At 60.0% G+C, this 21,508-nt stretch carries 19 protein-coding genes; 5 read left to right on the top strand and 14 right to left on the bottom strand.

Annotation, left to right across the window (positions count from 1 at the left end; translation table 11 throughout):
• Positions 1-113 precede the first annotated feature (113 nt).
• Entirely contained in the window at positions 114-764 is a 651-nt protein-coding gene (locus tag ACR0LW_RS06070; RefSeq protein WP_480881913.1) for a helix-turn-helix domain-containing protein, read from the bottom strand.
• A 130-nt stretch (positions 765-894) separates the two neighbouring features.
• Here ACR0LW_RS06070 and ACR0LW_RS06065 point away from each other — a divergent pair, with 130 nt between their 5' ends.
• On the top strand, positions 895-1,929 hold the full coding sequence (locus tag ACR0LW_RS06065) for a GlxA family transcriptional regulator (RefSeq protein ID WP_480881912.1): 1,035 nt from the start codon (positions 895-897) through the stop codon (positions 1,927-1,929).
• Positions 1,930-1,934: 5 nt separating this feature from the next.
• Here the strand turns inward: ACR0LW_RS06065 and ACR0LW_RS06060 are convergent, their stop codons facing one another.
• From ACR0LW_RS06060 to ACR0LW_RS06025, 8 genes are all read right to left on the bottom strand, one after another.
• The gene (locus tag ACR0LW_RS06060; RefSeq protein ID WP_480584149.1) at positions 1,935-2,507 is read right to left on the bottom strand and encodes a sarcosine oxidase subunit gamma; all 573 of its coding nucleotides are present in this window, start codon (positions 2,505-2,507) and stop codon (positions 1,935-1,937) included.
• Positions 2,500-5,460, bottom strand: coding sequence for a sarcosine oxidase subunit alpha family protein (locus ACR0LW_RS06055; RefSeq protein ID WP_480881911.1), 2,961 nt, complete (start codon positions 5,458-5,460; stop codon positions 2,500-2,502). Before ACR0LW_RS06055 ends, ACR0LW_RS06060 begins: the two co-directional genes overlap by 8 nt.
• On the bottom strand, positions 5,457-5,744 hold the full coding sequence (locus tag ACR0LW_RS06050; protein WP_480584155.1) for a sarcosine oxidase subunit delta: 288 nt from the start codon (positions 5,742-5,744) through the stop codon (positions 5,457-5,459). The genes ACR0LW_RS06055 and ACR0LW_RS06050 overlap by 4 nt, the downstream gene beginning before the upstream one ends.
• Positions 5,745-5,756: 12 nt before the next feature.
• Complete coding sequence (locus tag ACR0LW_RS06045; protein ID WP_480881910.1) at positions 5,757-7,007, bottom strand: sarcosine oxidase subunit beta family protein; 1,251 nt, start codon at positions 7,005-7,007, stop codon at positions 5,757-5,759.
• Between the two features lie 196 nt (positions 7,008-7,203).
• Positions 7,204-7,692, bottom strand: coding sequence for a universal stress protein (locus ACR0LW_RS06040; RefSeq protein WP_170622571.1), 489 nt, complete (start codon positions 7,690-7,692; stop codon positions 7,204-7,206).
• Positions 7,693-7,716: 24 nt separating this feature from the next.
• Entirely contained in the window at positions 7,717-9,057 is a 1,341-nt protein-coding gene (locus ACR0LW_RS06035; RefSeq protein WP_480881909.1) for a TRAP transporter large permease, read from the bottom strand.
• A complete protein-coding gene (locus ACR0LW_RS06030; protein ID WP_170622569.1) occupies positions 9,057-9,599 on the bottom strand; it encodes a TRAP transporter small permease in 543 nt (180 codons plus the stop codon). The genes ACR0LW_RS06035 and ACR0LW_RS06030 overlap by 1 nt, the downstream gene beginning before the upstream one ends.
• A 60-nt stretch (positions 9,600-9,659) precedes the next feature.
• Entirely contained in the window at positions 9,660-10,616 is a 957-nt protein-coding gene (locus ACR0LW_RS06025; protein ID WP_480708389.1) for a TRAP transporter substrate-binding protein, read from the bottom strand.
• A gap of 209 nt (positions 10,617-10,825) precedes the next feature.
• On the opposite strand from ACR0LW_RS06025, the gene ACR0LW_RS06020 reads away from it, so the two are divergent.
• The 3 genes from ACR0LW_RS06020 (at position 10,826) to ACR0LW_RS06010 (ending at position 13,399) form a co-directional block, all read left to right on the top strand.
• A complete protein-coding gene (locus ACR0LW_RS06020) occupies positions 10,826-11,746 on the top strand; it encodes a LysR family transcriptional regulator (RefSeq protein WP_170622567.1) in 921 nt (306 codons plus the stop codon).
• Between the two features lie 38 nt (positions 11,747-11,784).
• Positions 11,785-13,128, top strand: coding sequence for an MmgE/PrpD family protein (locus tag ACR0LW_RS06015; RefSeq protein WP_480881908.1), 1,344 nt, complete (start codon positions 11,785-11,787; stop codon positions 13,126-13,128).
• 67 nt (positions 13,129-13,195) lie between these two features.
• Positions 13,196-13,399 (top strand): hypothetical protein, encoded by a 204-nt coding sequence (locus ACR0LW_RS06010; RefSeq protein ID WP_480881907.1) that lies wholly within the window; start codon positions 13,196-13,198, stop codon positions 13,397-13,399.
• 18 nt (positions 13,400-13,417) lie between these two features.
• Here ACR0LW_RS06010 and ACR0LW_RS06005 read toward each other — a convergent pair whose 3' ends face one another.
• Both ACR0LW_RS06005 and ACR0LW_RS06000 read right to left on the bottom strand, forming a co-directional pair.
• On the bottom strand, positions 13,418-15,814 hold the full coding sequence (locus tag ACR0LW_RS06005) for an FAD-dependent oxidoreductase (RefSeq protein ID WP_480881906.1): 2,397 nt from the start codon (positions 15,812-15,814) through the stop codon (positions 13,418-13,420).
• A 3-nt stretch (positions 15,815-15,817) separates the two neighbouring features.
• On the bottom strand, positions 15,818-16,441 hold the full coding sequence (locus tag ACR0LW_RS06000; RefSeq protein ID WP_480881905.1) for a cupin domain-containing protein: 624 nt from the start codon (positions 16,439-16,441) through the stop codon (positions 15,818-15,820).
• Positions 16,442-16,500: 59 nt separating this feature from the next.
• On the opposite strand from ACR0LW_RS06000, the gene ACR0LW_RS05995 reads away from it, so the two are divergent.
• A complete protein-coding gene (locus tag ACR0LW_RS05995) occupies positions 16,501-17,682 on the top strand; it encodes an aromatic ring-hydroxylating oxygenase subunit alpha (RefSeq protein WP_480584170.1) in 1,182 nt (393 codons plus the stop codon).
• Positions 17,683-17,719: 37 nt separating this feature from the next.
• Here the strand turns inward: ACR0LW_RS05995 and ACR0LW_RS05990 are convergent, their stop codons facing one another.
• From ACR0LW_RS05990 to ACR0LW_RS05980, 3 genes are all read right to left on the bottom strand, one after another.
• Positions 17,720-18,724: a carbohydrate kinase family protein gene (locus tag ACR0LW_RS05990; RefSeq protein WP_480584172.1), complete on the bottom strand. Its 1,005-nt coding sequence runs from the start codon at positions 18,722-18,724 to the stop codon at positions 17,720-17,722.
• A gap of 109 nt (positions 18,725-18,833) precedes the next feature.
• Complete coding sequence (locus tag ACR0LW_RS05985; RefSeq protein WP_480881904.1) at positions 18,834-19,925, bottom strand: aminomethyl transferase family protein; 1,092 nt, start codon at positions 19,923-19,925, stop codon at positions 18,834-18,836.
• Between the two features lie 12 nt (positions 19,926-19,937).
• Complete coding sequence (locus tag ACR0LW_RS05980) at positions 19,938-21,443, bottom strand: trimethylamine methyltransferase family protein (RefSeq protein WP_480881903.1); 1,506 nt, start codon at positions 21,441-21,443, stop codon at positions 19,938-19,940.
• Positions 21,444-21,508 lie beyond the last annotated feature (65 nt).

Here is a 21,508-nt window from a genome sequence, read left to right as displayed (position 1 = left end):
CAACACCGAGAAATAAATATTCCTGTGAGGAAAATCCACAAAACAGGAATAGGTCCACGGTCCGGCGCAGCACTCAAGCAGCCCGGTTTAGACGACACCAATGATGAAAATGGTCAGCTTGTCTGTGGATACGAGATGATCGACAGGTATTTTGCAGGCAGTTTCACCAGACCCTCTGGCCCATGCGGGGCATCGGCATCGAAGAAAAGCGTGTCGCCCGGCTTCATCGAATAAATGCTGTCCCCGTGACGGTAATCCACTTCACCTTCCAGCAGATACAGCATCTCGATCCCGTCATGCTGGAATGTTGGAAAGCGGTCGGATTCCTCGGTCAGCGTGATCAGGTAGGGTTCCACCACGACACCGCTGGCATTGGCCCCCAAATGACCCAGTAGGGTATAGTGGTGCCCGGCCCGCGTGCCGGCCCGCTCGGTCTCGACCCCTTCGCCCGATCTGGTGTGCACCGCGTTGCGGGTTTCTTCATAACGTCGGAAAAACGATGTGATCGGCGTGCTCAGCGCATCGGCCAGAGATTGGAGGGTTGTCAGGGAAGGCGAGGTCGCCCCGTTCTCGATCTTGGACAACATACTGATCGACAGGCCGGTCAACCCGGACAATTCGGCAATCGTTGTCCCCTGCTGCAGGCGCAACGCCTTAATTTCGCGCCCGATTGCCGTTTCCAGGTTCTTTTCACCGCTGTCCCGAACCCTGTGCGGGTCCTGCGACAATGTCAGCTTGTCATCGGTCGTTTCGGCCTGCGCCATTGCTATTCCCTTGATCCCTGAGGGTGGTTCTGCCAACCATGGCACACGAGACCCTGATTTGTGTAGTCACTCTTGTCAGGAAAGTATTTTTCCCCATAGTATATCGAAATTCCCTGCAACGGAAGCTGACATGCACCAGTTATCGGCACCTTTGAAGGATCTTGATTTCGACGGGCGGAGCCGGATTTCGGTTGGCTTCCTGCTGCTGCCCGGCTTTCCGATGGCCTGTCTGACCTCGGTGATCGAGCCGTTGCGCGCCGCCAATGAAATCGCGCGCAAACAAGTGTTTTCCTGGGTGCTGTGTTCTGAGGACGCAGGCCCCGTTACCGCCAGCGCGGGTATCCCGTTTCAGACCGAGTGCGCCCTGAAGACCTTGCGCGATGTCGATCTTCTGATTGTCCTGTCCGAACCCGATGGCCAGTTCAGCGCGCCCGCCGAGGTTACGGCGCAATTGCGCTATCTCGCACGTCATGGCACGCGGTTGGGCGCGATCAGCGGCGGGGTGTTCCCACTGGCCCGCTCGGGCGTTTTGCAGGGGCAGACCTGCTCGGTCCATTGGCTGTACCGTACGGCGTTCGAGGCTGAATTTCCCCAGATTGCCGTAACCGATGACGTGATCGCGGTGAACCGGCGCTGTTGTACCGCATCCGGCGCGGCCTCGGCGTTTGATCTGTCCTTGCACATGGTCGAAGCCATGCTGGGTGAGGCCACGATGACCGAGGTCGCCTGCTGGTTCCAGCACCCGGCGATCCGCAGCCCCAATATCCCGCAAAAAACGCCGACCTTTCAAACTGACGAAACCGCCGATCATCTGCCGCAAGTCGTGGCCCGTGCGGTCCGGTTATTTGCCGACAATCTGGAATTTCCACTGACCACGCGCGATGTTGCGCGTCAGGTCGGTGTATCCTCGCGACATCTGGAACGCTGCTTCCGTCAGGCGCTGGATCAAAGCCCGGCAGAGTATTACCGGCATCTGCGCCTGCGTGCGGCACGGCAATTGGTGATCTACACGCAGGATTCCCTGACATCTATTGCCCATGCCATCGGCTACACCAACCCAACCGCCATGTCGCGCCACTATGCAGAACAATTCGGGGCGTCACCGCGCCAGGACCGGCAAGAGCGTAACCGGTTCCGCGTCACCCGCGATACCGTGTTGCACTGATCGTTTCAGCCCGCCGAGATAGCCTGCGCCGCCTCTACTAATGCGTGATGCAGGGACCCCGCCGATGACCGTGGCCCAAGCACGGCAAAGCTTTGACCCGCCTCAAGGCACCAAAGGTAGCAGCCGATGTGATGAATGGCGCAACGTGTCGCCGTCTGGGCCTTCATCGCGCGAATGTCCACGTTGCACAACCGTTCGAACAGATCGCAGGCCGTCGGGCCGGTAACGTCGAACCGGCACCATCCGTCGGTCTGCTCGACCACCGAAGCGGTCTGTTGCATGGCCGACTTGAGGTCTGCAGCCAGCGTTTCATGCGCCGCATAATCCGCATCGATCATCCAGCTGTCCGGGCCAAGCCAGAAGCCGGAAAATGGCGACCCAACAGCCGCGCCGCCGGGACCCGGCAGATCGAACCCCAAAACGTCTTTGGCCCGGCTGGCAAATTCCGCGCCCTGCCCCAGACGCATCGAAACAGAGGCCAGGGCGCGGTCTGTCACCTCGGTTATCGTCAGCCCTGCGATGGTCGAGACACGTGCCTCGGCAGATCCAAGGGCGGTGATGGCTTTTAGTTTATGCACGCAAACGCTCCCCTTCCGGATCGACAAAATGGGCGCTGACAATTTCGACCTCGGTCTCGGACCCTTCCAGCGGATTGACCAGACGCATGACCTCACCCATCCGCTCGGCCCCGTTCTTCAAAAGGCCCAACCCGATCGAGGACCCAAGGATCGGGGAATAGGCCGCCGAGGTGACATAACCCTGATCGTGGGCCGCATCGACAGGGCCGCCCTTGTTCATCAGGTGCCCCCCGGCTGTCACGGTCCGGCTGGCATCGACAGGTTTCAGCCCGACCAGCCGCAAGGCATCCGGTTCATTCAACCCGTCCCGCTCGCAGAGCGTATTGCCGATACAGTCCTTCTTCTTGCTGACCATCCGCCCCAGACCCAGGTTCAGGGCCGTTGTGGTCCCGTTAATCTCATTCCCGGTTGCATGGCCCTTTTCGATCCGCATGACGCCCAGTGCCTCGGTGCCATACGGGGCCGCATCGAACTCTTCCCCTGCCTCCATCAGCGCCCGGATCAGGGCGTCGCCATAGCGGGTGGGTACGGCGATCTCATAGGCCAGCTCACCACTGAACGAGATACGGAACAGCCGCGCGCGGCAGCCGCCGCAGACGGTGATTTCGCTACAGGCCATGAAGGGGAAGGCCTCGTTCGAAATGTCAAACTCGGCATCAACCACCTTTTGCAGCAACTTGCGCGCGTTCGGACCTGCCACCGCATATTGCGCCCAGGCTTCTGTGGTCGAGATCAGCTGAACATCCAGATCGGGCCACAGGCATTGCCGCGCGAATTCCATCTGGCGATAGACCAGCACCGCGTTGGCTGTGGTTGTGGTGACAACGAAATGATCCTCGGCAAACCGCGCGGCGGTGCCGTCATCATAGGCAATCCCGTCCTCGCGCAGCATCAACCCATAGCGCACCTTGCCGACGGGCAGTTTGGCAAATGCGTTCGAGTAAATCTTGTTCAGAAACTCAGCCGCATCCGCGCCCTGCACGTCGATCTTGCCCAGCGTGGTCACATCGCAGATGCCGACCGAGTTGCGGGTGGCCAGAACCTCGCGATCCACCGATTGCCGCCAGTGGGTCTCGCCCTTGCGCGGATACCATTGCGCGCGCAGCCAGTCGCCGACTTCGGTGAACACCGCGCCCTGCTCGGTGGCCCATGTGTGGCTGGGGGTTTTGCGGGTGGGGTGGAATTGCTTGCCGACTGCACGGCCCGCCAAAGTGCCCATCGCCACCGGTGTATAGGGCGGACGGAAGATGGTTGTACCGGTCTCGGGGATCGACTTGCCGGTCATCTCGGCCATCACCGCCAGACCACCCATATTCGAGGTCTTGCCCTGATCGGTCGCCATCCCGAGGGTCGTGTAGCGTTTCAGATGCTCGACCGAGACGTAATTCTCCTGATGCGCCAGTTTTACATCCTTGACGGTCACATCGTTCTGCTGGTCGATCCAGGCCCGACCTTTGCCCTCCTTCACATACCAGAAGGGTTGCAGATTGACCGCGGCATCCTCGGCCTTTGGAACATCCCCCGGCGTGGCCTGAATGCCCAGATCGGCCAGTGCTTCGGCGGCACGCGCGACACCCGTTTCCATGGCCCCATGGGTGGACAACACGCCCGCCGCCGCCCCGGCGACCGACAGGCCAACCGGAAGGGAGTCACCCGGCACAAACGCAGCCAGCGCTTCGTTCCATTGGGGTCGCCCACGCTGATGACAGGTCAGATGCACATTCGGGTTCCAGCCGCCAGAGACAGCCAAAGCCCCGCAGATGATGTCGTGAGTAAAGCCCTGTTGCGTCTGGATCGTGACGGTCTCAAGGCCCAACCGGCCCTTGCTGCCGATGACCTGCGCCCCGGCGAACAGTTCGGTGCCCGCGACCTCGGGTGCATCGGCCCGCGTGTCAACAACGGCGGCCACCTGCACGCCTTTTGCGATCAGATCCGCAGCCGTGCGGTGCCCGTCGTCATTGTTGGTGAAAACAGCCACCCGCTCATGCGGCGTCACGGCCCAGCGATTGGAATAAGAGCGTACGGCCCCCGCCATCATGATCCCGGGCCGGTCATTATTCGGGAAGGCGATGGGGCGTTCGGTTGCACCGGCGCACAGAACCGCCCGTTTCGAGTAGATCCGCCAGAATATCTGGCGTGGCTCTGCAGAACCGGGTTGCGGTTTGTGATCGGCCACCCGCTCGACCGCGCCGTAGATGCCATGATCGAACGCGCCGACAATCGTTGTGCGCGGCAGCAGGCGCACATTGTCCATCGACGTCAGTTCGGCCACGGCCTGAGCTGCCCAGTCCGACCCGGCCATGTCGTCGATGGCAAAGGATTCCGAATTCAGCCGACCACCAAGGGCGAAATCCTCATCCGCCAGTATAACCCGCACCCCGGCGCGCCCTGCGGTCAGGGCAGCCGACAAACCGGCAGGACCGGCCCCGATCACCAGCAAATCGCAATGCAGGAAACCCTTGTCGTATGGGTCTGGATCATCCTGCCCCGAAACACTGCCCAATCCGGCAGCCCGGCGGATAATCGGCTCGTACAGCTTTTCCCAAAACGCCTTGGGCCACATGAAGGTCTTGTAGTAGAAGCCCGCCGTCAGGAAATTGCTGAACAGGTCATTGACCGCCAGAACATCCCGCTGCAGTGACGGCCAGCGATTCTGCGAATGCGCGTCCAGCCCTTCATAAAGCTCCGCCACAGTGGCGCGCGTGTTCGGCTCTTGCCGCCCGCCCGAGCGCAATTCGACCAGAGCGTTCGGTTCCTCCGACCCAGCCGTCAGCACCCCGCGCGGACGGTGGTATTTGAAGGATCGGCCCATCAGACGCACGCCATTGGCCAACAACGCCGAGGCCAGTGTATCGCCCGCAAGCCCTTGATAACGCTTGCCATCAAAGGTGAAGTTCAGGTTCTGCCCGTGGTCGACCAGACCGCCTTTCAGTCGATTGATCTGTCCGCTCATCTGCCGCGCCCCCGTTCCCGGGCCACGTCGCGGGCCAGTTTTACATCGGTAATTTCATGAGTCAGCGTGTTGCGCGTGACCACCAGCCAGGACCGGTCGCCCTGCTCGTGATACCAAAGCTCCTGATGCTCCCCCGCCGGGTTGTCGCGCAGATAGAGATAGTCGTGAAACGCCTCGGCCGCGTTATCGGCCTGCCAATCGGGGCGGTCGATCATGGAAGCGTCGCCGAGGTAAACGAATTCCTGCGCATCGCGAGGGCCAAGAAGCGGGTGTTCGATAATCATGAATGGCCTCCGTCAGTGCAGGTTGGGCTGCGCGCCCACCCCTTTTTCGTCGATCATGTGACCGGTGCGGAACCGGTCCAGACGATAGGCTGTTGCAACCTCATGCGGGCGGTCGGTGGACAGCAGATGCGCAAAACACCAGCCCGAGGCCGGGGTGGCCTTGAAGCCGCCATAGCACCAGCCGCCATTGAAATAGAGCCCCTCGATCCCCGTCCGGTCGATGAAGGGTGAGCCGTCCATCGACATGTCCATGACACCGCCCCAGGCCCGCAACAGGCGCACGCGACCCAAGGCCGGGATCAGGGAGACGCCGCTTTCGACCACATCCTCGATCACGGGCAGGTTACCGCGCTGCGCGTAGGTGTTGTACATGTCGATATCGCCGCCAAAGACCAACCCGCCCTTGTCGGACTGGCTGCAATAGAAATGCCCGGCACCATAGGTGATCACGCCGTCGATCAACGGCTTCAGCCCTTCCGAGACAAAGGCCTGCAGCACATGGCTTTCGATGGGCAGGCGCATCCCTGCCTTCTCCATCACCCGGCTGGATGATCCGGCAACGGCCACCCCGACCTTCTTGGCCCCGATATACCCGCGCGAGGTTTCGACCCCCTGCACCTTGCCATTTTCAATGCGAAAACCCGTCACTTCGCAGTTCTGAATGATATCGACGCCGCGCATATCCGCGCCACGCGCATAGCCCCAGGCCACCGCGTCATGGCGTACGGTGCCGCCGCGTCGGTGCAGCAAGCCGCCTTTGATCGGGAACCGCGCATTGTTGAAGTTCAGGAACGGGTACATTGCCCGCACACCCTCGGTATCCAGCAGTTCGGCATCCGAGCCGTTCAGGATCATGGCATTGCCCCGCCGCCGCGCCGCATCACGCTGCGCATCGGTGTGCACAAGGTTCAAAATGCCGCGCTGGCTGACCATGGCGTTGAAATTGAAATCCTGTTCCAACCCCTCCCACAGTTTCAGCGAGAACTCATAGAACGGCTCATTCCCGTCCAACAGATAGTTCGAGCGGATGATGGTCGTGTTCCGCCCCACATTGCCGCCGCCGATCCAGCCCTTTTCCAGCACGGCAATCCGGGCCTCGCCGAATTCCTTGGCCAGATAATAGGCGGTGGCCAGCCCGTGCCCGCCGCCGCCGACAACGATGATGTCATATTCGCTTTGCGGCGCAGGATCGCGCCAGGCGGGTGTCCACCCTTTGTGGCCGGTCAAAGCCTCTTTGATGATCCGAAATCCGGAATAGCGCATGGGTCTCTCGTGTCAGTTTGACCCCACAATGCGCGATTCTGGATCGCTTGGCTTAGGTGTTTTGCGGTGTGCACTTGTCTCTTTGCGACCTGAACAGGGTCCTAAGCCCAAAAGGAGCGGGCTGCGAACCCTGGGGCACCAAAAAAAGAGGGCAGCCAAAAGGCTGCCCAGGTCGCTTAAGCGAGGGGGAGTTTTGCTAGTTCTGGTTCGGCACAACAAGCGTCGGAATGGTTGATCTGCGCAGAACGCGCTTTACGACTGTGCCCAGAAACGTATGCGACGTGCCATGTTCGTGCGACCCCATCACGATCAGATCGCATTTCAGCTCTCTGGCGCGTTTCAGGATCGATTCGGCAGGGTGCCCGTCGATCAGTTCCACCGAAGACACGGCAGAATATTTCTCCTGATCTTCGGGGGTCAGCGATTTCAGGAAATCGTGCTGATTGTCCGTCAGCAGGGACTTCACGGCATCGTGCCGGTCCTTGATGGCCTGCTTGCGAGATTTGTCGTCCTGAATGAACATCCGCATGGTGACGATGGCATCCTGCGACAACGGTTCGGTGACATGCAGCACATGGGCTTTTGCCCCATGTGCGATTGCGATGCTCAATGCGTGCCGAAGCGCGTTGTCCGCGTTTTCGGACAGGTCCGTTGCGATCAGGATATTCTCGATTTTGGGTAGCATTGTCTTCTTCCTCCGTGTCGCGGATCAGTACCCAAAGAACCTTGGGAGCCATAGCGCGATTTCGGGCACGAAGGCGATTATGAAGATCGCCACCGTGTTGATGAAGGCAAACGGCAGGGCCGCCACCGAAATACGCTCGATCGAGATGTTGGAAATACCCGACGCGATGAACAGGTTCTCACCCAAAGGCGGCGTCTGAAAGCCGATGCCCAGGGTACAGACCATGACAACACCAAAGTGGATCGGATCGATCCCCATGCTGTAGGCTACGGGTAACATCACCGGAACCAGGATCAGAATGGTCGCCAGCGTCTCCATGAACATGCCCACGAACAGCAGGAACAGGATCACCAGCGTCCAGATGATATAGATGTTGTCGGTGATCGACAGCATCCCGTCCGCGATGATGGCGGGGATCTGGTTTTCAACCAGCAGGCGGCCAAACACCGTCGCCGTGAACATGATCAGCAGCACGCGGCCGGTCAGCCAGGTCGTGGTCTCAAGCGAGGTGAACAGCTTCGGCCATGTCAGTTCGCGGTAGATGAACGCACCCACGATCAGCGTGTAGAAGATCGCCACAATCGCCGCCTCGGTCGGGGTGAAAAAGCCCGAATAGATGCCGCCCAGAATAACCAACGGTGCCATCAGCGCCCAGAAGCCGCGATACATCTCGCACCAGATATGGCGGGCGGACCAGCCTTCGGTCGTGCCTTTATAGCCGCGCTTTCTGGCCAGGATGTAGTTCATGATCAGCAGGCTTCCGGCGATCAGGAAGGCCGGGAAAAAGCCCGCGATGAACAGTTTCGGGATCGAAACGGTCTGGAAGGTGCCATGCTCGGCCACCGCCTCGGGTGGGGGTGGCATACCCAGTGCCGCGATGCCGAAGATGATCAGCGGGATCGATGGCGGGATCACGATACCCAGACCACCGGACGAGGCCGTGATGGCCGACGCATAGTCGCGGCTGTAGTTCCGCTGGATCATCGCGGGGATCATCAGCATGCCCACCGCCGCCGTTGTCGCGGGCCCCGAGCCCGAGATCGCGCCGAAGAACAGGCAGGCAAAGACCGCCGCTGCAGACATGCCGCCGGTAAACGGCCCGGCAAAGCTTTCGGCCACGTTGATCAGCCTGCGGGACAGGCCCGACGCCTCCATCAGCGCGCCGGCCAGAATGAAGGCAGGCAGCGCCATCAGCGGGAAGGACCCCACCGAGGTAAAGGCGATCTGGACGAACTTGATCGGGTTTTCATCCAGCACAAGGAAGGTGATCAGCGTCGACACACCCAACGCCACCGTGATCGGCGCGCCGATGAACAACAGCAGAAGGAAGCCGCCGAACAGGATATAGATGATTTCGGTGCCCATTACTTGCCCCCTTCTTCGCCGAGTTCTGCGCGGACCTCTTCCAGGTCAACCTTGTCCGGATCGCGCAGATCCTCGTCCAGAACGATTTTCTTGTAGTTCACCTGAATGATGCGAACGGTCATCAGGGCAAATGCAATGGGAAGAACGATGTAGACCCAGCTGAGGTGGAACCCGAGCGTCTGGGACGACTGGAACCGGTTCATCCGATTGAAGATGAAGTCCAGCGCCAGATAGACGAAATACAGGTTGAAGCAGATCCAGAACAGGTCGGCGAACGCTTCGATATACTTGATCGCGCGCGGCGGCAGAAACTTGAACTGGAACGTCACCCGGTTGTGGGCGCCCATCTTGGCCGCATAGCTCGCGCCGAAAAACACGAACCAGACGAACATGTAGACAGACAGCTCCTCGACCCAGGAGAACGAGAAATTGAACACTGTTCGGACGACAACCTGAAGGAACAACAAGCAAACAAATGTCGCAAGCAGAAAGCGGCAAAGGTAGCTTTCTATATTGTTGAGGATCCCTAAAAAGGTTTTCATATGCCCCTCCCTAGAAGTGAGAGAGCGCCACTTGGGCGCTCTCTTGGTCTTTTTGTATTATTATTCCGAGACCGGCTCGCGGCCGATTGCGGCCAGCACGGCGTTCAGCTTTTCGACGCCGCCGATGCTGTCATAAAACTTCGGCCACACGGCGGTGGTTGCCAGTTCGATGAATTCTGCCTCGTCGTTTTCAGGAACGTGGATTTCCATGCCCTTTTCGACCAGCAGTTCTTTGATCTCGGCTTCCTTGTCGCGCAGGAACTGAGCCGAGGCTTTGGTGGCGTATTCACCAGCTTCCAGAATCATGGCCTGATCTTCAGCCGACAGACCCTGGAATACCTGCTCGGACACGATCAGAGGCTCGATCGAGAAGATATAGCGGATCTCGGTGACGTAGTCCTGAACTTCGTAGAACTTCATCGCGTTGATGGTGGTGTAGGGGTTGTCCTGACCGTCCACAACTTTGGTCTGCAGACCGGCAAAGGTTTCCGACCATGCCATCGGGGTCGGGCTGATGCCCCATGCCTTGTAGGTGTCGATCATGATCTCGTTCTTGGGAACGCGAATGACCAGACCTTCCAGATCAGCAACCGATTTGACCGGTTTTTTCGAGTTCGTCAGAACGCGGAAACCCGTATAGGTCCAGGCGATGATGCGAACACCGGCGTCATTGATGGTGTTCTCGGTCAGTTCCTGACCAATCGGGCCTTGGGTCAGCGTTTCCGCGTCTTCCAGGCTGAGAATCACGTAAGGCAGCGTGAACACACCAACGGTAGGCGAGAACGGCGTGACGTTGTTGATCGCCAGCAGCGACATGTCCAGCGTGCCGATTGCGGCATCGTTGACGGTGTCCTGCTCGGATCCCAGCTGACCGTTCAGGAACAGTGTCGCGGTGTGATTGCCGCCTGACAGCTCTTCCAGTTTTTCCTTGAAGGCAAGGCCGGTTGCTTCCTGGCTGGACCCGCCGCTGTCACCGACAGCGATCTTGAAGTTCTTGGCGTTTGCAGGCGCGGCCATTGCCAATGCGCCAAGCGATGCAACCGCCGCAAATGTTTTGATACTGTTGAGCAGAGTCATAAAACCTCCTCCTGTTCGTTGGTTTTTGGAAAGTGTTCTGACATGAACGAGCGCTCACTAGACTCACTTCGCACGAACACTAAGTTGTTTTGACTGTAACGCTAAGATAAAGTAATCGACGTAAAGGTGCAGAAAACTACACGTAACCCGTGCCACAGAAAAAAGCAATTACTAGCATATCAGATGTCGACATCAGGCTGCTTCAGGTCTTCCGTACTGTTGTTTGGTGTGGTGGGTTCACAGCGGCAGAGTTTGAACTGAACATCAGCCGGTCGACGATCAGCAAGCATATTGCCGATCTCGAAACCCGGCTGGGCGCAAAACTGTGCCATCGGGGGGCCGCCGGGTTTTCCCTGACATCGGACGGCCAGTATGTCCTGGACTCCTCGAATGAGCTGTTTCTGGCCATCGACAAGTTCCAGAACGGGCTGGGCGATGTGCGCTCGGAACTGACCGGAAAACTGCGTATAGCCTTGTTTGATCATTCCACTTCAAACGAGGAATCCAACCTCGGCGGGGCGATCAGACATTTCATCGACAAAGCGCCGGGCGTGACGCTGGACATATCCATGGAGCCGCCGAACATCATCGAAGAAGGCGTCATCAACGGGCGCTTTAATCTGGGGATCGTTCCCTTGCATCGGCAGTCGCCGATGCTGTCCTACTCGGAACTTTATGTCGAAAGAATGCGGTTGTTCTGCGGCCGAGAGCACGAGCTGTTTCATTCCGCGTCCGACATCGTCCCCCTGAACCAGCTGCGCAAGTACAATTATGCCGGTCTGAGCTTCAACTCGCCCAACATGGCCGTTCACCAAAAGTTGATGCTGAGGAAATCCGCATTTGTCCAAAACGAAGAATCCTTGATGCTTCTGGTTCTGTCCGGTCGATACTTGGGGTTCGTGCCGACACATAAAGCACGCGCTTTGGTGAAGGACGGTTTCCTTAAACAGATCAACTGCCCCGAGGCCGAGTTTTCGTCGACCATGGCAGCCATTGTCCGAAAAAGCGCATCAAAGGGACGTCGGTTGAATTTGTTTCTGGATATTCTGCGCAAAGCCCACGAAAGTTAGCCGCGAACACAGCCCTTCTGATTGCAAAGGATAAACGCGTGGCCCCCAGTTTCGACGCTTTTGCAGCCGGACTGCGCTATGAGGATTTGCCCGAACAGGCGTTGTGGACTCTGCGCCGCTCCTTTCTTGATACCATGGGCGTCGCGGCCATCGGGGCCACCACCGAGCTGTCGGGAATCGCGCGCCGCGTGGCCCCGCTGATTTTCGGGGCGGGCGGTGCGGGACAGGCACAATTGCTGATGGACGGGCGCGCTGTCAGCCCCGTCGGCGCGGCAATGGCCGGCGCCTTCACGATTGACAGTATAGACGCCCATGATGGCACTACACCCTGCAAGGGCCATGCGGGATCGGCCATCTTCCCGGCGCTGATCGCAATGGCGCAGGCCAGTGCGCCAAAGATGGACGGGCGCGACTTTGCCACGCTTTTGGCGACTGCGTACGAGCTGTCTTATCGCGCCGGTCTGGTACAGCACGCAACCTGCGCCGATTATCACACATCCGGGGCCTGGACGGCCGTTGGCGTCGCGGCAGCCGGTGCAAAGCTGCTGGGCGGACATGCGCAGCATATCCGTCACGCCGCAGGCATCGGCGAATACCACGGCCCGCGCAGCCAGATGATGCGCTGCATCGATCATCCGACCATGCTGCGCGACGGGGTCGGCTGGGGGGCACCATCAGGCGTCACCGCCGCCTATCTGGCCATGGAAGGCTTTACGGGCGCCCCTGCCCTGACCTGTGAAGGCGATGACGGCGCCGCCTTCTGGAACGATCTGGGATCCGGTTGGCGGTTGGTCGATCACACGCATTACAAGGCTTACCCGTGTTGTCGTTGGGCCCATCCCTCACTTGATTCGGTTCGGGACCTGATGCGCGAACATGCTCTGTCCCACCAGCAAATCGAACGTGTAGAAATCCGAACCTTTCACTACGCCACCCGTCTGGCAGGCCACGAACCGGCAAATCAGGACGAATTTGCATATGCAATTGCCTTTCCGGTGGCGGCAATGATTGTGCGCGGCCGCCTGGGGATTGAAGAGCTAAGCGCAGACACATTGCGCGACCCCGACATCCTGCGCGTCAGCCGCGCCATTCACCTGATAGACGACCCCGAGATGACGCGTATCAGCACCGACAAACGCTGGGCTCAGGTGACTCTTATTCTGAGCGATGGCCGCCAGATCGCCGATGCACCCCGCACCCCCCGCGGTGACGCAGACATGCCGCTAAGCGACGCCGAAATTCACGAGAAATTCCACCTGCTCGCCGACCCCGCCCTTGGATCGGACCGCGCCGATGAAATGGCAGAGCTGGCGTTGCAATTCGACAGTCTGGACAGCGTCCGTTTTGCTCGGCTTCTTGAACTCTGTTGCCTGCCTGTCTGAACCACAGTCATTCAGCGTCCCGCAACGCCACTGAACCAAACCAGGCGACGACCTCTCTGAATATCGGTTGATCGCACCGTCGCTAGAGCAAGAGCCGCGCTACCCGGTATGGGTCAGCCTGACGCGCGACTCTGTCAAGGAACTGAACAACGCCAACCTGTCCTTTTTGTCCGGCATGAAGGCCGAGGTCTACCTGATCACAGAAAACCGCACGCCTTTGAGTTACCTGACAAAACCACTGACCGATCAGTTCGCACGCGCGTTCAGGTAAGAGGTCGCAGACATAGCTTCAGGCTTTTGCTCTGGCGTTGCTCCTGTCCCATGGGGCCTCGGACAGGACGGTGGCGTCGATCAATCGCCCGAGAAGCGAGACATGCACCAACGTCCCGGCGGCGCGTGCGTGATCTTTCAGGAAGGCAATGGCCAAAGATTGATCAACGCTGTGCCCATAGGCCGCCGAGGTGATCGAGCCGACCCGTTCACCGTTCAGAAACACCGCTTCGCCGATCAGAGCATCGGTGGTTTCACCCTGAAGCGCCAGCAGGGCGATGCGGCTTTGCGGTTGGCGGGCCAGCATGGCCGCGCGGCCCACGAAATCCTTGGCGGTGGCCGCAAACCGTTCCTGACAGACATCCTTGTGACTGGCATCGTTGGCCAATTCGTGGCCCCCACGATAGAATTTCTCGATCCGCAGACTGTCCAGCGCGCGGGTTCCGAACGGGGCCAAGCCGTAGGCCTGCCCAGCCTTCCACAGCACATCCCACAACGCACCCAATTGATCGTTGGGGGCGTGAAGCTCATAGGCCAGCTCTCCGGTAAAGCTGAGCCGCAGGGCGTGAAGGGGAATACCCGCGATGGTGATCTGTTTGGTCGACAGCCACGGCAGGGCCTTGTTGCTGACATCGTCCGGGGTGACGGTCTCCAGAACCTCACGTGCTTTGGGACCGGCGAGGCACAGGATACCGATTGCATCGGTCTCGTTCCGGATTGTCACGCCCTCCATCGGCACACCGCAATGCAGGGTCAGCCAATCCCAAACCCGCCGTTCCGAGGGCGCGCCGGTGACAAAATAGAAACTCTCTGGCCCCGTGCGGGCGATGGTGGCCTCGCCTTCGATTGTGCCCTTATGGTTCAGAAGCAGTGTCAGACAGGTCCGCCCCACGCGCGGCATCCTGTTGGCGCAGACCGCGTTCAGCAAAGTTTCGGCCCCCGGCCCTTCGATCCGGAATTTGGCAAAGGCCGAAAGATCCGCAAGGCCCACATGGTTGCGGACTGCATGGCATTCCGCAGCGGTTTGCTGAAAGCTGCTGGTGCGTCGCCAGCCCATCGGCTCGGGCGCGTAAAGGCGGGGGCGTTCCCAACCTCCTGCCTCTTCGAACGTGGCCCCAAGTGCGGCGGTGCGGTCATGGGCGCCGGATCGTTTCACGTCGCGGCAGGTTTGGCGCTGGTGCTGCGGATAGGGCATGGCTTGGCGCAGCGTGTAATCCTCGGTCGCGCGCTGGCGGGCATAGTCGGCGTCTGCCCAGATGCCGAACCGGCCCGGATCAAAGGCACGGGTCGAAATACCCGCGCTGCCTTCGATCATCCATTCGGCCAGCGCACGCCCGGCCCCCGGCCCCCAGGCAATGCCCACGGTAGCCCCACACGCCAGCCAGAAATTCCGCAACCCCGGCGCAGGGCCAAGCAACATCGCGCCGTCAGGCGTATAGGTGATGCCACCATTCACCACCCGCTTGATCCCGCGATTCATCAGGGCGGGCATACGTTCAAAACAGTTTTCCAGCCAGGGGGTGATGCCATCCCAGTTGGGCTCGAACAGCTCGTTCTCACTGTCCCAGGGGCAGCCATCGGGCCAGACCGATTGCGGGTCCTGCTTGTCATAGAGACCGATCAGGGCAGACCCCTGTTCGCGCCGTATATAGCCGCAGAAATAGTCATCACGCGTGACGGGGATCTCATGCGCCATCGCCGCAAATTCGGGCACCTCGTCGGTCACGACGTAATGGTGCAGCATGGTGGTGATCGGCAGGTCCAGCCCGACCATCGCCCCCACCTGCCGGGCGTGATACCCGGCAGCATTGACCACATGCTGGGCGATGATCGTGCCCTGCTCGGTTTCGACCTGCCATTCGCCCGAGGGCAGCTGCGTCAGGCCCGTTACCCGGCAATTGCGCCGCACCTGCGCCCCCAACTGCCGTGCACCCTTGGCCATAGCCTGACAGGTGCCCGAGGGATCAACATGTCCGTCATCCGGCGTGTGGATCGCGCCCAGAACACCTGCCGCCTCGACGTCATATAGCGGGTTCAGCCGCGCCACCTCGGCCGCGTCGATGATATGAGCCTCTTGCCCGCGCGCCAGCACCGCGTCGCGGATGTGGTTGATCCAATCCATATGCGCGGGGCTGGTCGCCACCCGCAACGAGCCGCAATTGTGCCAACTGACGCCGACCTCGGTTTCACGCTCGATCCGTTTGTACAATTCCACGCCATAGTCATGGATCGACCCCAGCGCCTGCCCGCCGACCATGCGGCTGACCAGACCGGCGGCGTGCCAGGTCGCGCCGCTGGTCAGTTCGGATTTCTCGATCAGGATACAATCGGTCCAGCCCATATGGGCCAGGTGATACAGCACACCCGCACCGATATTGCCGCCGCCGATCACAACTACGCGCGCGTGTTCCGTCATTGCCTATCTTTTCAGTGTGACCGGCGTGTTGGCCCAGACGACCTGGGCCTCGACCTTGCCGGGATTGCGATACCTGTGTGGAATGTCGGCGGAAAAGCTGAAACTGTCGCCGGTTTTCAGGTGAAACACCTGATCGTCCAGCGTCAGTTCGATCTCGCCTCGCAGAACCATCCCGGCCTCTTCGCCTTCGTGGGTATAAAGGTCATCGCCGGTACTGCCGCCGGGTTCGTAGGTGGAAATGCCCATCGCGAGTTGCCGGTCCAGACTGGCCGACAAAAGATGGTCTTCGAACCCCATGTAATCCGTGCCCGACAGGCCCGAGTAAGTCAGCTTTCGCCGCCGGTCAGCGCGCACGATATAGGGGCGTTCCTCGGCGGGGGTGGGCATGTCGGTTTCGAAAAACCAGCCCACCGGAACGCCAAGCGCCTCGGCAATTTCCTGCAGCGCAGTAACCGAAGGGCGGGCCAGACCGCGTTCAATCTTGGACAGGAAGGACACCGATCGCCCCGACACCTCGGCCAGATCGTTCAACGTCATCTTCTGCGCCTTGCGCAATGCGCGCAGGTCTTCGCCCAGTTTGCCAAGCGAGTCTCGAGAACTTGTTTGATGATTTTTCTTGACGTTCATGAAAATTTACCGTGCATAATTTTCCTAGGCCCGCAAGAATTTTCTGAATGGAGCAGCAGATGGACGGACAATTCCCGGACACGCCAGTTTTGCAAAAGGTCAAGGAGTTGCTTGGCCCCGAAGGCTTTGCCCAGACCTTTGCCCCGATCGAAGAGGCCAGCGGGCTGCCCAATGCCGCCTATTGGTCTGACGATTGGCTGGCGCTTGAGAAAGAGCACTGTTTTCGCCGGTCCTGGGTGTTTGCGGGTGCGGCGGCCGAATTGCCCGAACCCGGCGACATGAAACCGTTGGAAATCGGAGGTGCCCCGCTGATCATTCTGCGCGATCAGGATGGGGAAATTCGGACGCTGCACAATGTCTGCCGCCATCGCGGGCTGAAACTGGTGACGGAACCTTGTAAAAGGTCAACCCTGACCTGCCCCTATCACGCATGGGTTTACGGGCTGAACGGCAAGCTGCGGGCGCGGCCGCATTTCAGCGGACCTGACGTGACCGACCGGTTCAAGGATGGTGGCGGCGACAAGCTGGATCTGGTGCCGGTGCGGTCCGAGGTCTGGAACGGTTGCATCTTCGTCAACGTCTCGGGCGATGCTGAACCGCTGCAGGAGTGGCTGGCACCGATGCTTGAACGGACGCCGGGATATGATTTCACGTCGATCCGCTGGGCCGGCAAGATCGATTTTGAGGTCGAGGCCAACTGGAAGCTGGTCTATGAAAACTACATGGAGGGCTATCACGTCTTTTCGGTACATCCCAAGCTGCTGAAATTCGCGCCCATGAACGTGCGCTGGTCCGGCGAATGGGACCGGCATGTGTTCTATAACGACTATATCTTCCCGGAACTGGGCGAAGGTCGAGGCGACCGCCTGCCCCATTATCCCGGCCTGTCGGAACAGGATGCCAAACGGGGCCTCTGGTTCCTGTGCTTCCCGCATTTCGCTGCCGAAGTCTTCCCCGATCAATTCACCGTGCTGGTCAGCTATCCGATTGCCCCGAACAAAACCCGCGAAGAGCTGCATGTCTTTCTGATCGGCGATGCCGCCACCTCGGACGACCATGCCGAAGCGCGGGCCGAACTGATGCAGATGTGGGACGATCTGAACCGCGAAGATCTGGGTATGCTGGAACTGTTGCAACAGGGCCGCCTGTCCCCGGCTTATGACGGAGGACGCCTCAGCCCGCATTGGGAAGGACCAACCCATGATTTCGGCCGCCGGGTGGTCGAGCGGATTTTGACCTGAGCCGCCGTCGCTGCCGGGCAAAACGCAATTGTCGCCCTTATGGCGGCTTTGTCGGTGCAACAAGATCGGTCAGACCTTCGGTTGCCGTATAGCCTGACAGGCACGCCACCGCCGCGCGCATCCCGAACCTAAGGCTGCTTTGAATGGGCCAATCCTCGTGCAGACCGTGAATGACACCGGCGGCAAAGGCATCCCCCGCGCCGACCGGGCTGATGATCTGGCTCACAGGGATGGGGTCCGGTTCAATCGAATACTCTGCGTCATTGCCACACCAAACGACCTGCTCCGGAGAATGCAGAACAACGGCCTTTTTCACACCGCCCGCCTTCAAAGCGCGGGCAGCCTGCATCATTGCATCGGCGGAACCGGCCACAGCCACTCCGGTCGCGTGCTCGGCCTCTTGTTCATTGGCAAACAGAACATCAATCGCGGGCAGCGTGGCTTCGACCACATCCCTGAACCTGTCCGACTTGAACGACACGAGGTCAACGCAGGTTTGAATGCCCTTTGCCCGAGCCTTTGACAAAACCTGCGCCGCAACGGTTTCGCCCCCGGGCAAAATGACGTCCAACTGATCAAGCAAGGTCAGGTAGCCAAGATACAGCAGCTTGACGCCAGACTCTGACAGATGCTCGATATTGATCGAGGATGCATCCAGATGGCTGTTGGTTCCCGGATAGTGAAAGAAGGTCCGACTGTCGCCCGGAACGTTCATCACGTGGGTCTGGGACGTGGCCGCTTGCGCCGTCCGCTGCAACCCGTCCAATGGCAACCCTGCCTCTTTGCACAGGCGCAGGACTTCGTCTCCCAACGCTCCGGCGCCTATGAGACCGATTGGCCAAATCGGGTAAGACACCTTCATCGCCTTCAAGCCCAACGCGACATTTGCCGGACCGCCTCCAAGGCCCACATGCTGCGTTTCAATGCGCGCAAGGTCCGATTTCTCGGGCCAATGCGAAATTGTGTGAACCGTGTCCAGGATCCAGTTGCCCGCACAGGCAACGCCTTGTCTTTCAACCTTCTTTTGGACGTGTTTGGGCATGAAAACCACCTGATGGAACCGGGTTCTGACGGCAACATTACCCGATCTTTGCCCAGATCATGCCTTTCAAGTGGCTTCTGTCGCCTGATGCCGTTGTTGGATGGCGGTTCTAACCATGGGTTCGGGTCTTGTCGGGATCATAGACCGGGCTGGACACCAGCAAGGCCGATGTCTTCAAACCGTCGCCCGTCACTTCGAGTTTGGTGCCAACCGCAAAGCCCGGCCTGACATGCGCCATCGCAAGTGATTTTCCCATCCGATGCGAGAAACACGGACTGTTGATTACACCCACATCCTCGCCGTTCAGAAACAGTGTTTCACCGCCCGCAACCATGTCCGGGTGGTCGATATCGAGGCAAACATTGCAGACCTTTTTGTTCCCCCTGGCCGCCAACACGGCCGCCTTGCCCCGGAAGTCGCCTTTGGTTGTGCTGATCGTAAACCCCAACCCAACTTCCCAAGGCGTGTTTTCTTCGGTCATGTCGTAGCCGTAAAACAGCAGACCGGCTTCGATCCGAACCTTGTCCAGCGCAGTGAAGGAACAGGGCATCACGCCTGCATCGACCAGTTTGTCCCAGGTGTCCCCAATCACTGCGCCATCCGCAAAAACCTCGTACCCGCGTTCGCCGGAATATCCGGTGCGCGAGATCCGGCAGGGATGGCCAAACAGATTTGCGGTGACGTGTTCGAAATAGGCCAACCCGGTCAGGTCAATATCCGTATGGGCGTTCAGAATCTCCAGCGCGGTCGGACCCTGCACCGACAGGTCATGCAGATCGTCGGTAAACTCGACCTCGACGTCGCGCCCCTTGGCCGACGCCTCAAGCAAGGCCATCGTGTCGCCCGAGCCATGCACGATCATCCATTCGTCCCCGCCATTGTTCGACACGATCGCGTCGTCCGCGATCCCGCCCTGATCGGTCAGCACGCACAGATAGGCCGCCTTGCCCGGTGCAAGTTTGGATAGATCGCGCGTGGTCAGATGATCCAGCGCCGCCTGGGCATCGGGGCCGCGCACAAAGACCTTTTTCAACGGCGACATGTCAAACATGCCTGCCCGTTCCCGTACCGCGTCATGTTCATCATTGGGGTCGGTGTCATAGGTCCAGGCGGTGCCCATGCCGTTCCAATCCTCCAACCCAGACCCAAGCGCCCTGTGTCGGGATGCCAGGGCAGATGTTCGGCTGAGCTCTTCGGTCATTTTCAGTCCTTTCTAGTGCCATTCATCCGGCATTGCCGCCTTGCGTTCGGAAACGAACGCCTCAAGCGCGGCGCGAATACCGGGTTTCATTTCAGGGTGTTGGTAGTCGTCCAGCATCTGCCGCCACCGGGTCGAGGCGCGCTGATCCGCCGTCAACGCACCGTTCTCGACCCAGGTCTCGTACGGGCCCGCATCCGCGATCTGCGGCTCGTAATTGGCCGAGGTGTAGTGGCGCAGCGTGTGACTGGTCGACAGGAAGTTTTCGCCCGGCCCGGTCTCGAAATAGGCATCGCGGCCAAATGCCTCGTCATCGGTATCAAACCCCTGCAACAGTTTCAGCATCGCGCCGCAGTGGTCGAGATCCATGATAAATTTCTCATAGGACATCACCAGCCCACCTTCGAGCCACCCCGCCGCGTGCCAGACCTGATGCGCCCCCGACAATAGCGTCGCCCACATCGCGCCAACACTGTCCTGCATCGCCTGCCCGTCCGGTGCGTTTGAGGCCGTGATCTGACCGCCGCCGGACCGCACGGGCACGCCAAGCCTGCGGCCCAGCTGTCCAAGCGCCATGGTGGTCATGTTGGCCTCGGGCGACCCGAAGGTCAGCGCACCGCTGCGCAGGTTCATTGTCGAGTGAAACGAGCCGAACACCACCGGGCAACCGGGCCGGACAAGCTGCGCCAGCGCAATCCCCACCATCGCCTCGGCCAAAGTCTGCGCCGCCACAGCCGCGGGGGAAAGCGGCCCCATGGCTCCGGCAAAGATCGCCGGTGAAACACAGACGCACTGGTTCGCCTCGGCATAGACGCGCAACGCGCCGGACATGGTGTGATCGTAGATCAGCGGCGAGTTCACGTTGATATTGGCCTGCATCACCGCATGGCGATCCATCATGTCGCGCCCAAAGACCAGCCGCGCCATTTCGACACTGTCCTGGGCGCGCTCTGGTGCGGTGACTGACCCCATGAACGGTTTGGTCGAAAGGGTCAGATGCGCCAGCATCATGTCCAGATGGCGCTTGTTGACCGGCACATCCGTCGGCTCGACCACTGTCCCACCGGAATGGTGCAAAGCCTGAGAGCTATAGGCAAGCTTCACGAAGTTCCGGAAATCCTGCAGCGTGGCATAGCGCCGACCGCCCGCCAGATCGCTGACAAAAGGTGAGCCATAGCCGGGCATCAGCACCACATTGTCACCGCCCAATGTGACCGTGTGCTTTGGGTCGCGGCCATGTAGCAGGAATTCTTCGGGGGCGGTGGCACACAGCGCGCGCGCATGACCCGGCTTGAACCGCACCCGCTCACCTTCCACCCGGGCACCCGCCTCGGAGAAGTAGGTCAGCGCCGTCTGGTCGCCGCGAAACTCGACCCCGATCCTGTCCAGAATCCAGTCTGCCTGATCCTCGATCCGGGCAAGTGCTGCTTCGCCCAACAGAGCGTATTGTGGAATCTTACGCCCCTGAAACGGCTGAACCTCGGGCGGCGTGTTATGGCGCGACAAACGCCCGCGGCGCATCCTGCCGCGATCGCCTGACAAACCCGATGCGTTCAACCTGCCCAACGTCATCCCTCCGACCAGTA

The organism is Ruegeria sp. N4 (assembly GCF_056531425.1).
The sequence above is the reverse complement of the archived record's forward strand: the minus strand, read 5'-3'. Positions and strand labels throughout refer to the sequence as shown.

Bases quoted from the DNA above. Each gene is read 5' to 3' on its own strand.
- ACR0LW_RS06035 (WP_480881909.1), bottom strand. From the start codon at position 9,057: ATGGGCACCGAAATCATCTATATCCTGTTCGGCGGCTTCCTTCTGCTG.
- ACR0LW_RS05985 (WP_480881904.1), bottom strand. From the start codon at position 19,925: ATGACCGAAGAGCTCAGCCGAACATCTGCCCTGGCATCCCGACACAGG.
- ACR0LW_RS06065 (WP_480881912.1), top strand. From the start codon at position 895: ATGCACCAGTTATCGGCACCTTTGAAGGATCTTGATTTCGACGGGCGG.
- ACR0LW_RS06055 (WP_480881911.1), bottom strand. From the start codon at position 5,460: ATGAGCGGACAGATCAATCGACTGAAAGGCGGTCTGGTCGACCACGGG.
- ACR0LW_RS06025 (WP_480708389.1), bottom strand. From the start codon at position 10,616: ATGGCCGCGCCTGCAAACGCCAAGAACTTCAAGATCGCTGTCGGTGAC.
- ACR0LW_RS06070 (WP_480881913.1), bottom strand. From the start codon at position 764: ATGGCGCAGGCCGAAACGACCGATGACAAGCTGACATTGTCGCAGGAC.
- ACR0LW_RS05995 (WP_480584170.1), top strand. From the start codon at position 16,501: ATGGACGGACAATTCCCGGACACGCCAGTTTTGCAAAAGGTCAAGGAG.
- ACR0LW_RS06050 (WP_480584155.1), bottom strand. From the start codon at position 5,744: ATGATTATCGAACACCCGCTTCTTGGCCCTCGCGATGCGCAGGAATTC.
- ACR0LW_RS06000 (WP_480881905.1), bottom strand. From the start codon at position 16,441: ATGAACGTCAAGAAAAATCATCAAACAAGTTCTCGAGACTCGCTTGGC.
- ACR0LW_RS06045 (WP_480881910.1), bottom strand. From the start codon at position 7,007: ATGCGCTATTCCGGATTTCGGATCATCAAAGAGGCTTTGACCGGCCAC.
- ACR0LW_RS06005 (WP_480881906.1), bottom strand. From the start codon at position 15,814: ATGACGGAACACGCGCGCGTAGTTGTGATCGGCGGCGGCAATATCGGT.
- ACR0LW_RS05990 (WP_480584172.1), bottom strand. From the start codon at position 18,724: ATGCCCAAACACGTCCAAAAGAAGGTTGAAAGACAAGGCGTTGCCTGT.
- ACR0LW_RS06040 (WP_170622571.1), bottom strand. From the start codon at position 7,692: ATGCTACCCAAAATCGAGAATATCCTGATCGCAACGGACCTGTCCGAA.
- ACR0LW_RS06030 (WP_170622569.1), bottom strand. From the start codon at position 9,599: ATGAAAACCTTTTTAGGGATCCTCAACAATATAGAAAGCTACCTTTGC.
- ACR0LW_RS05980 (WP_480881903.1), bottom strand. From the start codon at position 21,443: ATGCGCCGCGGGCGTTTGTCGCGCCATAACACGCCGCCCGAGGTTCAG.